Source organism: Candidatus Spongiisocius sp. (genome assembly GCF_965221825.1).
Lineage (GTDB): Bacteria > Actinomycetota > Acidimicrobiia > Spongiisociales > Spongiisociaceae > Spongiisocius.
Window position 1 is genome coordinate 726,540 of the sequence record NZ_OZ244917.1, and the last position, 13,529, is coordinate 740,068.

General features: G+C 63.6%; 16 protein-coding genes and 2 pseudogenes. 13 read left to right on the forward strand and 5 right to left on the reverse strand.

The annotated features are described in order from the left end of the window. Positions 1–300 precede the first annotated feature (300 nt). The 9 genes and pseudogenes from ACOQPD_RS03390 to ACOQPD_RS03430 all read left to right on the forward strand — a co-directional run bounded on the left by ACOQPD_RS03390 (position 301) and on the right by ACOQPD_RS03430 (position 4,549). Entirely contained in the window at positions 301–657 is a 357-nt protein-coding gene (locus ACOQPD_RS03390; protein WP_420613496.1) for a reverse transcriptase domain-containing protein, read from the forward strand. 58 nt (positions 658–715) lie between these two features. Continuing rightward, entirely contained in the window at positions 716–1,327 is a 612-nt protein-coding gene (locus ACOQPD_RS03395) for a group II intron maturase-specific domain-containing protein (RefSeq protein WP_420613497.1), read from the forward strand. A 134-nt stretch (positions 1,328–1,461) separates the two neighbouring features. Then, the gene (locus ACOQPD_RS03400; RefSeq protein WP_420613498.1) at positions 1,462–1,728 is read left to right on the forward strand and encodes a DDE-type integrase/transposase/recombinase; all 267 of its coding nucleotides are present in this window, start codon (positions 1,462–1,464) and stop codon (positions 1,726–1,728) included. Between the two features lie 222 nt (positions 1,729–1,950). Further along, complete coding sequence (locus tag ACOQPD_RS03405; protein WP_420613499.1) at positions 1,951–2,280, forward strand: IS110 family transposase; 330 nt, start codon at positions 1,951–1,953, stop codon at positions 2,278–2,280. A gap of 168 nt (positions 2,281–2,448) precedes the next feature. Beyond that, on the forward strand, positions 2,449–2,643 hold the full coding sequence (locus tag ACOQPD_RS03410) for a hypothetical protein (protein WP_420613500.1): 195 nt from the start codon (positions 2,449–2,451) through the stop codon (positions 2,641–2,643). Next, on the forward strand, positions 2,633–3,061 hold the full coding sequence (locus tag ACOQPD_RS03415; protein ID WP_420613501.1) for an IS110 family transposase: 429 nt from the start codon (positions 2,633–2,635) through the stop codon (positions 3,059–3,061). The genes ACOQPD_RS03410 and ACOQPD_RS03415 overlap by 11 nt, the downstream gene beginning before the upstream one ends. A gap of 13 nt (positions 3,062–3,074) precedes the next feature. After that, positions 3,075–3,298: pseudogene (locus ACOQPD_RS03420) on the forward strand (IS3 family transposase); the annotation flags it as partial. 378 nt (positions 3,299–3,676) lie between these two features. After that, on the forward strand, positions 3,677–4,018 hold the full coding sequence (locus ACOQPD_RS03425; RefSeq protein ID WP_420613502.1) for a hypothetical protein: 342 nt from the start codon (positions 3,677–3,679) through the stop codon (positions 4,016–4,018). Between the two features lie 384 nt (positions 4,019–4,402). Next, entirely contained in the window at positions 4,403–4,549 is a 147-nt protein-coding gene (locus ACOQPD_RS03430) for a hypothetical protein (protein WP_420613503.1), read from the forward strand. Positions 4,550–4,695: 146 nt separating this feature from the next. On the opposite strand, the gene ACOQPD_RS03435 is transcribed toward ACOQPD_RS03430, so the two are convergent. Then, positions 4,696–6,099, reverse strand: coding sequence for a DUF4349 domain-containing protein (locus ACOQPD_RS03435; RefSeq protein WP_420613504.1), 1,404 nt, complete (start codon positions 6,097–6,099; stop codon positions 4,696–4,698). A gap of 446 nt (positions 6,100–6,545) precedes the next feature. On the opposite strand from ACOQPD_RS03435, the gene ACOQPD_RS03440 reads away from it, so the two are divergent. Further along, positions 6,546–7,610 carry a hypothetical protein gene (locus ACOQPD_RS03440; protein WP_420613505.1) on the forward strand — a complete coding sequence of 355 codons (1,065 nt, stop codon included), beginning with the start codon at positions 6,546–6,548 and terminating at the stop codon, positions 7,608–7,610. Between the two features lie 656 nt (positions 7,611–8,266). Here ACOQPD_RS03440 and ACOQPD_RS03445 read toward each other — a convergent pair. Continuing rightward, positions 8,267–9,226 (reverse strand): annotated as a pseudogene (locus ACOQPD_RS03445) (IS30 family transposase); the annotation flags it as partial. Between the two features lie 122 nt (positions 9,227–9,348). Beyond that, positions 9,349–9,627, reverse strand: a complete 279-nt coding sequence (locus ACOQPD_RS03450) for a hypothetical protein (protein WP_420613506.1) — start codon at positions 9,625–9,627, stop codon at positions 9,349–9,351. 115 nt (positions 9,628–9,742) lie between these two features. Between ACOQPD_RS03450 and ACOQPD_RS03455 the strand changes: the two genes are divergently transcribed. The 3 genes from ACOQPD_RS03455 to ACOQPD_RS03465 all read left to right on the forward strand — a co-directional run bounded on the left by ACOQPD_RS03455 (position 9,743) and on the right by ACOQPD_RS03465 (position 12,159). Next, positions 9,743–9,859, forward strand: a complete 117-nt coding sequence (locus ACOQPD_RS03455) for an ATP-binding protein (RefSeq protein WP_420614425.1) — start codon at positions 9,743–9,745, stop codon at positions 9,857–9,859. Positions 9,860–10,000: 141 nt separating this feature from the next. Further along, on the forward strand, positions 10,001–10,471 hold the full coding sequence (locus tag ACOQPD_RS03460; protein WP_420613507.1) for a hypothetical protein: 471 nt from the start codon (positions 10,001–10,003) through the stop codon (positions 10,469–10,471). Further along, positions 10,453–12,159 (forward strand): DUF6036 family nucleotidyltransferase, encoded by a 1,707-nt coding sequence (locus ACOQPD_RS03465; protein ID WP_420613508.1) that lies wholly within the window; start codon positions 10,453–10,455, stop codon positions 12,157–12,159. Before ACOQPD_RS03460 ends, ACOQPD_RS03465 begins: the two co-directional genes overlap by 19 nt. Before the next feature lie 520 nt (positions 12,160–12,679). Here the strand turns inward: ACOQPD_RS03465 and ACOQPD_RS03470 are convergent. Together ACOQPD_RS03470 and ACOQPD_RS03475 are read right to left on the reverse strand one after the other, a co-directional pair. Next, positions 12,680–13,000, reverse strand: coding sequence for a DUF86 domain-containing protein (locus ACOQPD_RS03470; RefSeq protein WP_420613509.1), 321 nt, complete (start codon positions 12,998–13,000; stop codon positions 12,680–12,682). After that, positions 12,997–13,338, reverse strand: a complete 342-nt coding sequence (locus ACOQPD_RS03475) for a nucleotidyltransferase family protein (protein ID WP_420613510.1) — start codon at positions 13,336–13,338, stop codon at positions 12,997–12,999. The genes ACOQPD_RS03470 and ACOQPD_RS03475 overlap by 4 nt, the downstream gene beginning before the upstream one ends. Between the last annotated feature and the right edge of the window lie 191 nt (positions 13,339–13,529).

Sequence of the window (13,529 nt, forward strand, 5' to 3'; positions counted from 1 at the left end):
TCTGTACAACCTCGTTTATGACCCGGCGTTCCTCGTTGTGGCGTGGCGTCGGGTCCGGGGCAACAGAGGCGCACGAACGGCAGGGGTTGACGGGGTGATACCCCGCTCTCTTCCTCCCCGTGCTGAGCGATTGTTGGTCGGGCTGCGGGATGATCTCAAGGCTCGCCGGTTCGTTCCCCAGCGGGTGCGGCAGAAGACGATCCCCAAGGGTTCGGGCAAAGTCCGATCTCTGGGTATCCCGACTACTGCCGACCGGGTTGTGCAGGCCTCGTTGAAGCTGGTGCTGGAGCCGATCATCTCGTGGCGGATTTCAAACCATGCTCGTATGGTTTCCGCCCGAAGCGCCGGGCGCAGGACGCTATCGCTGAGATTCACTTCCTCGGGTCACCAACCCGTAACTACGAGTGGGTGTTCGAGGGAGACATCGAAGCATGTTTCGATACGATCGACCACACGGCCCTCATGGGCCGGATGCGAGACCGCATCGGAGACAAACGTGTGCTGCGGCTGGTGAAGGCGTTCCTCAAAGCTGGTGTCCTCTCCGAGGACGGCAGCCGACACCGGACCATCACCGGCACACCCCAAGGCGGGATCCTGTCACCGCTGCTAGCCAACATCGCCCTATCCGTCCTGGACGAACACTTCACCCAGAAATAGGTGAGCGCTCGGACCGGAATGGACACGTGCCAAGCGTCACAGGTCCGGGGAACCGCTCATGCGCCTCGTCCGCTACGCAGACGACTTCGTGATCATGGTCCGCGGAACCCGCAACGACGCTGAAGCACTCCGGGACGAAGTAGCGGCGGTGCTCGCGCCGATGGGTTTGCGCCCATCGGCTGACAAGACAAGGGTCTGCCACATAGACGAGGGATTCGACTTTCTGGGCTGGCGTATCCAACGCCGGGCCCGGAGGAGCCAAAACAACAAGCGGGCCGTCTACACCTACCCCTCCAAGAAGTCACTGGCTTCTGTGGTGGGCAAGGTCCGGCGGCTCACACGCCGCAGACATCATCGAACGCTCTCAGACCTGCTACGCCGACTAAACCCGGTACTGCGGGGCTGGTGCAACTACTTCCGTCACGGAGTATCCAAACGAACCTTCGGCTACCTCGACCATTACGCCTTCTGGCGCATCATCGAATGGTTGAAGAAACGACACCTAGGACTGAACACGCACACCCTGGTCCGCCGCTACCTCCCAGGATGGGAGATCAACGACGGAGGGATCGAAATGTTCCGACCCAACCGGTTCGCAGTCGTGCGATACCGCTACCGGGGCACCAAGATACCCACACCATGGAAGAGCACAAACACACCAGCGGCATGAACACATGGAGAGCCGGATGCAGCGGAAGTTGCACGTCCGGTTCGGAGGGCGGGCCGGGGAAACCCACCAACTGAAAAGCAGGAAGGGCGCCCCGGTCCGACCCCTACACCGAGCATCCAACCCGGGAACCAAAGGTGTACTGCGCGGTCGTCCTCGACGTGTTCAGCCGCCGAGTCGTGGGCTGGTCCATCGACCGCTCCGCCACTTCGGGGCTGGTCACCTCCGCCCTGGGTATGACGATCGCCCTGGGTATGACGATCCGTAACCGCCAACCAGACACCGAGACGGTGATCCACTCCGACCAAGGCACCCACCTCACCCTGCTGGGCGTTCACCGACCGGGCCCGCCAATCCGGGCTCGTCCCGTCTATGGGATCAGTCGGGGACTGCTTCGATTGTGAGGAGAATGGTGGGGTCGTTGGGTCGGGTCTGACTCTTGCTATGACCGGCCGCTGAGTGCCTTTGCGTTGATCTGTCGGCCCGGCTCGGCGGCTTTTTCACACGCAGCTAGCCGTCCGGGAGGGCAGTGACCCAATAGGGGCCTGGGGTTTGAAACCGACTCGTCACAGTCTTGTCCGCCCACCCGGCCGGCTGGTTTGCGTTCCACCACAGGGAGGAAACTCATGGCCAGTATCGTGTCCGATGCTGCTTCGAGCAAGGTGATTGTCGGGGTCGACACTCACAAACACATTCATGTTGCGGTGGCGATCAACCAGCACGGGACCCGTCTGGGTGACCGCGCGGTGAGTGCCGACAGCGGCGGCTACGCGCAGCTCGAGGCATGGGCGCAGGAACTGGGCCAGCTTGACCGTTTCGGGGTCGAGGGCACCGGCAGCTACGGAGCTGGGCTCAGCGGTTACCTGAGACGCTGCGGGCATCGGGTCGTTGAGCAGACTCCGGGGCGACCGCCGCAGCCGTCGCAGCAACGGCAAGTCAGACGCCATCGACGCTGAAGCCGCCGCACGATCCGTTCTTGCGGGAACCTCGACCGCGGTTCCCAAAACAGCTGATGGGCTGGTCGAGTGATGGGCTGGTCGAGATGATACGCCCAGGTCAAAGTAGCCCGAGACACCGCCTGCAAGGGTCGAACTTCGGCGATTATCACCCTCAAGGCACTGGTTGTGAACGCCCCGGCCGAGTTGCGCGAGTCCCTAGATGGGCTCACCAACCGGGCGCTCGTCAAGCGTTGCGCTCGCTTCCGGATCTCGACGATGAACAACCCGACAGCCTCGGCGAAGCACTCGCTGAAGGCGTTAGCACGCCGCTGGATGGCTCTCGACACCGAGGTGCGCCACCTACGACGCTGTGCTCGATGACCTCACCGCCCAGGCGTCGCCGACGCTGCGAGACGCATACGGCATCGGAGCCGACTCCGCCGCGGAGCTCCTCATCATCTTCGGCGACAACCCCGAACGGATCCGCTCCGAGGCCGCGTTCGCGAAGCTCTGCGGCACCTGCCCCATCCCGGCGTCATCAGGACAAACCAGCCGGCACCGCCTCTACCGAGGCGGCCACCGCCAAGCCAACGCGGCGCTCTACCGAGTCGCCATCGTACGCATGCGTTTCCACCAACCCACCATCGACTACGTCGCTCGCCGCACCACAGAAGGCCTCACCAAAAAGACATCATCCGCTGCCTCAAACGGTTCCTCGCCCGCGAGGTCTACCAACGCGTCATGGCCGACCACCGCGCCCGGCAACCCGCCGTTCCCGCCGCCTGAACCAATTATTTGACTATAGGGGCGTCAACGCGTTGATGGAGTCGTTCTGGGCTCGCATGCAGGTCGAGCTCCTAGACCGGCAACGATGGCCCACCCGTATCGAGTTGGCCAACGCCATCTTCGATTACCTCGAGATCTTCCACACAACCGGCAACGACGCCACACCGCCCTCGAGATGCGAACCCCGATCGAATACGAGAGAATCCACTACGACAACCTGACCTTCGCACCACTGATCCAAGTGAGCTAACTCCACAAAACCCGGTCACCATCAGTGTCCGAAAAGGCGGGTCAACCTCAGGGTGTGGAGTCACCAGCGGTTTGTGGCCCTCGGTGGGTAGGGTTGGGGTTATGAGTTCCGTCGCAGCAGTTGAGCTGCTTCCTGAGTTGGTGGGCTGGCCTGGTACCCGGCCGGTTAGGGGCGCGCTTGTTCCGGTGGTTAACGCTTTGCGTGAACAGGATCGGGTGATTGCCACTTTGGGCGACTTGGCGGAGTTGCTCCCAGGTCGTCCACCTCAGAGCACTGCTCGGGCGCTGCGGGAGGCGGGGTGACCTCGCCGCTCTAAGCACCCGCATCGACGACCCATAACTCGTCACCCAGATGTGGGTACTGAAATCCCACACCGGGATGACCAGCGGCAGCCGCCGCCGGCGAGGCGGCCCCGCAGCCTCCATCGACGAACTGACCACCGACAAACGCACCACCCCGTTCGTGCTCGCCGACCTCGTGCTACCCACCGACCCTCCCGACCCCACCAAACAGGCCCTCATCGACGCAGCCCTGACCAAAGTAGACCGACTCTGCCGCACTGTCGCCACCCACATGACCCCCGACCTAACCCGCTACGCCACCGACCGAGGAACCCTCAGCTGGGAAGTACACCAAGAGATAGCATGGATCAAGACCAGCCACCGCGACGACCGCTCACACGGACACGACCAGGGCGGGTACCCCTCCCTCGGATGGTAACCCACCAGCCGCCACACCCAACGGGCTCGGCGACGTGGAGCCACTCGACTGTCGCCATGTCCAGGCGGTAGTAGCACACCTGGTAGAAACGGCGGAAAGCCCTGGCCGCCAATGCTCGCCCCATACCATCTGGTGAATGTCCTCTCTCGGTTAGAGCGGCCCTACGCCTGCCGTTACGTCCAAGTGCTTGCGGCGTCCTAGCTCGCTGCTGCGTCTCCTTCCCCGAGCGGCATGCGAGCAGGCTGGGACAATTTCCAGGGCCTCCACCTGGCGACGCTGCGGCGCTGGTCGCGTGGTAAGCCATGAGCTGTCTAACCGTCGACGCCGGGCAACGCGACCGGTCATGTGGCCCTCCCTTCGGCTTCCCCTGATGGGGGCTCGCCGGTGGCTATCTGCTACCTGCGGGTGTCGACCCGGATGCAGGAGGATTCCGAGCTGGGCCTGGACGCCGGATCCGCTAACGCTCTGGTGGTGACCCGCCTCGATCGGCTCACCAGCCGGGTCCATGCCCCAGAACCGCCCTACCGATAGCGGAGTTGAGGTCGACATCGAAGTCGGGGATCAGCAGACGCCACTCGTGGCCGCGTCTGCGGTCAACGATGCCCAACAGGCTTCATGAACCGCGCACTGGGCCGGTGACTTTGAACCGGCGCAGCGGGTGACCCGACGCCTCCGGGCTAGCCGCTCGGGGCGTCCGGTGGGTGCTGCGGACGGTTCGGGCTCGAGTCGGCGGGGGTCGACCGAGCGGACCGGCGACCGCGTATCAATCGTCTGAACCACCAGTAGAAGCCACCGATCACAACCACCGCCGGGACGAAGGGAATGAGCAGGCCGATGATCGCCACTACATAGCCGAGAGCGCGGACCATTCCGCGGTAACCGGTCTGGACAGCGCCGATGAAGGACGGTGGCCCCTCCTCCTCGTCCACCACCACCCAGGCGAACGAGAAGCCGGTGACCGTGTCCATCGGGACACCATCATCAGGAACCGGGGTGCCGGTGACCTCGAATCCCACCTCGATGCCGCCCCTGGTAGCCACCCGGCCGGCGATCCGACCTTCGCGAATGGCCACGTGCATTACGGCGCTGAGGAGTTCGCCCGGCTCGATCCTGTCGAAGCTTCCCGCCACCAACTGGAACGACCGCTGGTCCTGGGGACGTAGCCGGAGGGCGGCCGAGGACACCTCCACGTCGGTGAGGGCGACCTCGCCGGTGTTCTCCACCTGGACGCAGAAATAGGCGTCGTCATCGGGGGAAGCGATGAGTGCGTCGTTACCCAGGCAGGGGTCCTCGTCCGAGTCGGAAACCCATGCAGCCACGTCGATGCCGGTGTCGGGAACCGGCTCGTAGAGCTGGAAGATGGTCATATCGATGGTGGCCAGGCTGACCGCATCGGTCAGGGTCCGGAGGCGCCCGCGCAGGGTTTCCAGATCAGTCTCCCTCTGGACGAGTTCCCGCTCGATCAGGGCCACATTCTCCAGGTCAGGTGCCTCCTGCAAGAGGTCCCTGAGGCGCAGGACGCTCGCCTCCGCGGTGGAGATCCGGCTTCTGAAATCGACGATCCGCTCGGTCACATCGTCGGCTGTGATCTTCTTGTCGACGAGCTCGCCCACGCCGGACAGGCTCTCCAGAACCGGCAGGAAGTCGGTAGGCATGACCTTGAAGGTGAGTTGGGATTCGGGCTCGGGGCTACTGCTGACCTGCTGCCCGAAGACGATTCCACCCAGTCCTTGCACGATGCTGACAGCTTCACGGGCAGCCGCCTCCACATCCAATGCCTGCACCGAGATGGTTCCGCGATAGATGACATCACGCCCGAGGTCGGCCGGTGTCGCTACTGGTAACCGGGCGGTCACCGATGAATCGAGCGCTGACTCCCCATCCGCTGCTGCCTCTTCCGCCTCGGCGAGGTCCTCTACCGACCGTGACATCATCGCCGTGGTCGTGACCTCCACGGATGCGTCCGCAGCGGCGGCGGCCACGGTGGCCGCCGGGGCCGCCTCATCCTCTCCACCCAAGCTGCACGCAACTGCCAGCAGGATGACGAGGAGGATCAGGCAGTAGAGGAACCGAGACCGCACCCCGCCGCTACCAGCACCCTTCCGGCGGTGACGATCCCGAACTGACATAAAAGGACTATACCCATCATCCGGCACTACCTTCGTGACCCTCACCCTCCGCAGCCTGAACCACACCGAGGACGGGCACCCCTCCTGAGGCATATCATCCGGCCCTGCGTCCGTTGGGCGCGGTAAGGTCATCGTGAGGGGACCTCGACCGGGGTCCGGTCTGACCCACCGGGAACCGGCTGTGGTGCCGTACCCCGGATCTGTTAGCCGGGAGCCGGGCAGCCAGCCTGAGCGTCTGTGACCTCACAGACACCCCAGGAGCGGAAAATGTCAAGCTGCGGCTCGGTTAGAGATGCCTTCAAGAGTGTGCGCCCCTTGAGCAGTATCACCAGGCGTGGCATCATAGGGACCCCACCGGGTGGAGGATGCGATTGGCTGTGGAAATGGCGATCTGGCGAATGACCAACGACGGGCCGCGTCGGCTGAAGTTGCTCCCCCTTGACTCGGAACGGCGTCTTGAGGAGATGCTTGCCGAGGATCCTGCCATGAGCGGGATCGACCTGCTTGTCATTGGTAGGCAGGTACGGACGGGTTACGGCGGCTTCGTTGACCTACTGGCGCTTGATGCTGACGGCCGTGCCCATGTTCTCGAGATCAAGCGTGATCGGACCCCTAGAGATGTTGTTGCCCAAGCACTCGACTACGGGTCCTGGGTACAGGGTCTAGGCCTTGAGGATCTTGAGCAGATCTACTTTGATCACCATGACCACGAAGCCGACCTCGGTGAGGCCTTCGCTGAGCGATTCGGGAGCCCACTCCCGGACGTGGTCAATGCCGATCAGCAGTTCACGATCATCGCCTCTGAACTTGATCCGACGTCTGATCGCATAGTCGAGTTTCTAGCAGGATCCTACGGCGTGCCCATCAACGTTGTCTTCTTCCGCCACTTCAGCGACGACAATGTGGACTACCTAGCTCGGACCTGGCTGCTCGATCCTCAGCCGACCGAAGTCAAAGCCCGGAGATCATCGAGACGTCGGCCGTGGAACGGCCGGGACTTCTACTGTGTGCTCGGCCGAGTCAATGACGCCTACCGCTGGTTGATCGCACGAAAGTACGGGCTACTTAACGCAGGCGGTGGAGCGTGGTACTGGAAACCGCTCCGGAACCTCACACCGGGCAGCCGTGTGTTCGCCTATGTGGCAGGCGCCGGCTATGTCGGGATCGGCCGGGTTACCGGCGAGATGATCTTCGCACGCGACGCAGAATTCGCGGCCACAGAGTCCCGATCGCTGCTGGATCAACCGGAGCCAAGCGCACAGTGGAAAGAGCGGGTGGCCTCTGACGACCCGGAGCGGACTGAGATGGTCGTACCGGTCGAGTGGTACGCCACACGCCCCGTAGAGGAGGCCGTCTGGGAAAAAGGCCTCTTCGCCTCACAGGTAACCGTCTGCAAACTGCGCGACGAGAACACAATCAGAACCGTCGAATCAGCATTCGGACTCGAACCCACCACCAACTGATCAAACCACCACCCCCACAGTCTGTTGGCAACCGTCCCGTAGGTCCGCACGCAACTGAACGAGAGGTGTCGGCTTCCAGCAGGGCTTCGTCCCAACGAGCGACCGCGTTGTTCACCGTGTGCCAATCACAGCCAAGTTCCCGCGGCGGCCTCATCAACAGACCGACCCAGTTTCCCGACCTGGACGGTCATCCACCGAGCAGCCCTTGAGGTCAACAACGCCCGCTCCGGACCAACCCCCGGATCCTGTTCCACGAACGACCCAACCCCACAATCAGAGTTCGGGCACATCCACCGCCCCTTCCGCCACCGCAACCGAACCGGCCGCCCGAACGCCGGCAGGTTCACCAACACCACCGTCCGATACCCCTTAGACCACACCCGATCCCCACAACCGTCACAGACCGGGCGGGACCGGCGGGACGGATCAACACCACCAACGGTTCCCCCTCACCCCCGTCGTTAACACCGACCAGATCAACATCGCCCAGGCCTACCAGCAGCTCGCACATACGCGTAGGATCAGCTTCCACAGGGGTCCTCCTGTCTCGGATGTGTTTCTCAACAGCCGATTATGGAGGACCCCTATCCACTTCTGGCGGATTCCGACCACTCCGCATATCCCCCTACTCCCCACTCATTTCCGAAGAGCCACAAAAGGTGCAACAACATCGTGAACCGGGTCGTGCGCTCAACCAGCGTTCCGATCGCGGAACTCCGAACTCCCAGGATGAGGTCACCTTCCCAGTGTCCCGGAACTGCCCGGTCGTCGGCCTCGGCCGGTCGTGCGCTGATCAGGATCTCGGGTGTGACGAACTTGCGACCCCGCTGGCGGGTCCGCTCCCGCGGGACCCGCAACGCTCGCCCAGTTCGCAGACACGCCACCAACTCCCGCCGCAGCCCGCCTCGGCCCTGCACATAAAGCGCCTGATAGATCGCCTCGTGAGAGATCCGCATGGACTCATTATGGGGGAAATCGATCCGCAGGCGGTTCGAAATCTGCTCCGGGCTCCAAGACTTCGCCCACCGGCGATCAGCCCGCCGGCCGTGACGGCGACCCGTCCACTTCACCTGGGGTCCTGGCACCACCCCACCGTCCGGGTGGGCGATCATCCCACCCAAGCGATCCTGCACATAGCGGCGCAGCTTGTCGTTGGCCGCCAGCTTCGAGACCTTCGGGCGGCTGGCACGCCGCTCCGCGTGCCACTGCGCCGTCGTCGCCCGATAAGCCACCCCACCGCTGCGGGTTGACGCGTTCCGCCGCAGCTCCCGAGAAATCGTCGACGCCGACCGGCCCAGCCGGCGGCCGATCTCCCGCACCCCCACACCCTGAACATGCAGAATGGCGATCTCTTCCCGTTCCCCGAACGACAGATAACGACCCGACACCGGACCCAACGAGATCGGTGGCATCCCACCAGCCTGGCGGAACCACCTCGACCCAACCGCAGAAGACACGCCAGCCTCGGAAGCCGCGTCTTCGCTCGACACACCCCGAGCGATAGCCTCCCAGAACCGGACCCGGTCCTCACGCCGCGCTGTCGACGGTCGACCAGGCGACCACATCTGACCACGCATCGCCTGAATCCCTTCCCGACGATCCACAACACTCACCATCAACCTCCTTGATCACCAAGTGTTGCGACCACCAATTGAATCCGCCCTCGACATGTTCCAACTGTTCCACCCCCAGCGTGATAAGGGCACTCACCCTACCCAACACCACTTCACGACGTGTCCTACCGGAGGACCTCTACCAGGTCGTCCAAGGCCGCCTGGTACCCGTGATCGCATCCGGAATCTGTCGCCCTTGACTGCCAGTAGCGGGCAAGCACCCGGGCCAGGACGATCGAGCTGGCACCGGCGACTACGGAAGCGGGCACAATCCACACCTGTTGCCGATCCTCCGGTGCTCCCTCGGGGATGGGCACGACAAACGTCCGGGTCGCGGCGGCGAGATACTCGAGCGCTGCGATCCGGATGACCGCGGCCACCAAGTCGTCTCCGTCTACGGCCACGGCGGCCTACCTTACGGGCGGGAGTAGGCGCCTCCCATTGCGGACGGAAAGCCGCTCCTGCCAATCCTGCAGCCACTCCACGTCCACCAATCCGCGCTACTAACGCCGACCCCTCATCGTCACGTCCAACAAGACCTTCTCGTCTTGGGCAGAGATCTTCGGCGATGCCGTAGCCGTCGCGGCCATGGTCGACCGTAGGGGTGGACATCATCATGTCGGAAGTGGCGTGTAACTCCGACCGGGGGGCTTTTGCGTCTATTGGGGATTGTTTGGTGGCTGTTCGCGGTGGCTGGGGTGGTGTGTCCTTCTCTTGCTTCGTCGGTGGGGGCCGTTAGGATTCGCTGTGCGGGTGGAGGGTTAGGTTGTGGCTGAGGTGACATTTACAGGGCGGGTAGCGGGCGGGACGGCCGCGCCTGGGGTGCCTGTGATCGTGTCGCGGGAGCCGCTGACCGCCGCGGCCCTTCCCCAGATGATGGTGGTGGACGACCCGCGGGGGCGGTATAGGTATCCGCTGTTGCAGTTCATCGTTGACTGGAACCTGTCGTCGGACCCGGCGACGTTGGTTGCTGATCCCCCGGCCTACCGGGGCGATGACCCTTTCCTCTTACCTGCGGTGGCCGTGGTCGTTCACGCTCTCGCCGACCGTGCCCGTGTCCCGATCCCTGGGTGGGTACTCGGCCATCGGGCACCGCGGGATGTGATGCTGTTCGGTTACAGATTCGACGGGGCGTACGCCCGGTGGGTCCGGCAACGGTCGCTCGACGTGTGCTCTTTCCATCGTGTCTGGTTCCATCCCCGTACGCTTGACAAGGGCACGCCTGACTGGTGGCTGCCCTGGGACTGATCCCCGACGAGGGGCTTACCCCGGCGCAGATCTACGGCTTGATGGGCGCGCTAGATCTATGGCTCATCAGCGAGATGGGTGAACTGGCCGAGCCCTTCGATCTGCTGGTGGTCGGCGGTGCTGCTGTCAGCCTGCAGTGGAACCCTGCCCGTCTGACCAACGACATAGACGTGATATCCGACATGCTGCCGGGCGGGTTGTGGGAGGGGGCGGCAGCGGTCGCCGGCGCCCAGGAGGGCGTCCGGTTGGACTGGTTGAACGACGCAGCCAAGATCGGGGCTCTCTCCGACGAGGTTGACGCTCGCCCCACCCTCCTTTATGAGGGGAGAACCCTCCGGGTTTATGGCGCGGGGGCACGCTATGTGCTGGCCATGAAGCTTGTCGCCGGTCGGGAAGTTGACCTGGGGGACTTACCCACCCTCTTGGAGGCTGCCGCGTTCGAGTCGCTCGACGACGCTCTTGAGTGGACTGCACGAGCACACTCACACCGGCAGGTCCCCGTAGCCGCCCAATACATCCTCGAGGATGCATGGGAGGAGCGCATGGCCCGCGTCGGGCAGCGCCGACCCTCGCCGGCCAGGAACTCTGCATGGCTCTCAGTACGCCCTTCTGCCGGAGCGGCCCGGGGATGGGAACTGGTGTTGGAGCAGCGCAGCGGGGATACCCGGACCGGGGGCCCCGAGTATCCCTCGATGGAATCCGCTCTCGGGGCGTCCGACTTCGCCCGTTCGGTTCTCGACGCCCACGGGTTGCTCCGGTTCGAGAAGTGGGAACAGGGCGGGGAGCTAGGTGGATCGGTGCCGGGGGACCCTCGACCCGTGATGCTGCTGGTACCGCAAGCGGATGGCTGGGTGCTGCAGGTGACCGACGCGGGCGGAGAGCGAGTTGCAACTTCCCAAACCTACCCAACCCACGACGAGGCCTCCGCCGCTCAGGACTTTCTCCACAGTGTTGGCAGGACCGCTGGTACTCCGCAGCCGCGTAGCCCCCTACAGGTCCGTGTGTCCTCGGTCTGTGCCTGCCGACTAACAGAGCACAGGTGCCGCCACCACGACCACCCCTCCCCGGAAGACAACCCGACGCCGGCGGCGGCGGACGAGCGGTTAGACACCAGCCGCCCCACCGGCGAACCACGCCGTTCCGTCACCGTGGGCGTCCATGTCCGTCCCTACCCACTCGACAACCAAGGCTGGGAAGTAGCCACGACCCAACCCAACGGCTCCCCACGCCCACTTTCTGGTCCGCACCCGACCCCCGAAGAAGCCGACGCCGCCCGCGACTTCATAGTGCGACTCGTGAACGTCCACCCCCAACTACACATCCTCGGTTGGAACCCGCATCGACACTCCGACCCCGACATGGACTACGAGCCCCCACCCCGAGACCAGGTACCCACCGTCGGGATCTACTCACCCAACCGGGACGGCCCCTGGTATGTGCAATGCCGCAACCCCGACAACACGGTGGACGCCACCTCACCCCCTTACCCGACCCACCAGGCAGCCACCGACACGCTGGACCAACTCGGACGACTCAGCATCTCCACCACCGACCTGGACCTCGGCCAGCGAGTCGCCGCAGAGCCCACCTCCACCGCCTGCCGCTGCTCGCTAAAAGGGTGGCGGTGCGAGCACATCGAGGTCGAGGGCCCCGAACCCGAATACAGAGGGCCATCCCTCGGGCTCTGACACCAGGCTCTACCACACCCGCCAGATCACAGTCGCCCACTAGCCCAGCCTCTTAACCTGAATCCACCGGTCGGGTCTTCAGAGACACCCCGGTCACCATCAGAACCTCACCCACGACCAGGCACTGACCCCCGCACAGTTGTTGACGATCCCCAAAAAGCCCGGCTGACCTGGCACCGGCCGGCTACCGAACCGCTGCCACCCCAACAGCCCTCAGAACGCTACTAGCCAACGCGTGGCACATACTCGGCAACGAGGTGGACCACCACACAACGATGGGAACTCGCAGCGGTAGCCGCCCGTATCACCGGGATGCCCGCAGAGTACGTGATAGGGCTGGCAACGCTGCCCACCCCCGAGCAGGAGATGCCGCGGCTGCCAGCCTGTACGGGAGTCGTTGGCGGTTGACCTCGGTGACCGGTGCGTTGCTGCGGGTGTTGCGTTCTTCTTCAACCAAAGGGGCGACACCGAGAGGTGTTGCTCTCGATCAGGGTTCACCGACCTCGCCGTAGGTTCGGCATCAGCTTGGTAGCTGTTCAACCAAGCGAGGGACATCAACCGTCGCAATCTGCCATAGCAGGTTGTAGTCGATGTTGTCGTATTCGTGGGCTATCACATTCCGTAACCCAACGACAGCCGGCCACGGTATGTGCGGATAGGCGTCCGTAGTCCCTTGACTCAAGCGATTCGCGGCTTCCCCAATGTTCTGCAAGCATCGTTCCATAGCCCACCGGGGCATCAAATCCTCGCCAATAAACGCATCAAAGCCTAACGCCACGATCTTGCGGACCTCGTTACAGAAGTAAAGGATGTCCTCTATGTGAACCGTGTCTTGACTCAAAGCAGCGCTGCTTCACTGAGGATGGCCTTGCGGCGAGTGGGCGATCTCTTACTTTGGAGGACCCCATTCATGCTGGAGACATCAACCTTGTATCCGGTCAATTCCTCAAGGGCGTGCTGCATTCGGATGAGGTCAAAGAGGCTGGAGCCCTCCTCGAAGGTCACCAGTAAGTCAACGTCGCTGTCTGGCGTGTCGTCGCCGCGCTGCACGGACCCAAAAAGCCGTGCCTCCTTGCCCCGATGAGACCGCACTACCTCGCGTATCTTCTGTCTCATGTCATCGTCAAGCATCGCCGACGGAGGAAGCCTTGGTTCTGAAGGGTCCAACAAGCTGCTCATACCTACATCCCGCCACTGAACACCATTCTACCAACAGCCGCCACGGCCGACCGGCCGTTAGACAACCTACCTGCTCGTACAAGGTCACATCCGCTTCGAGCCAGAACCCCGCCCCCGGACCTGAGAGACAGGCCGAAAGATCCCCACAAAAGCGCTCCAGACGCCAGACTTCAGTTCGGATCAGACCCGCC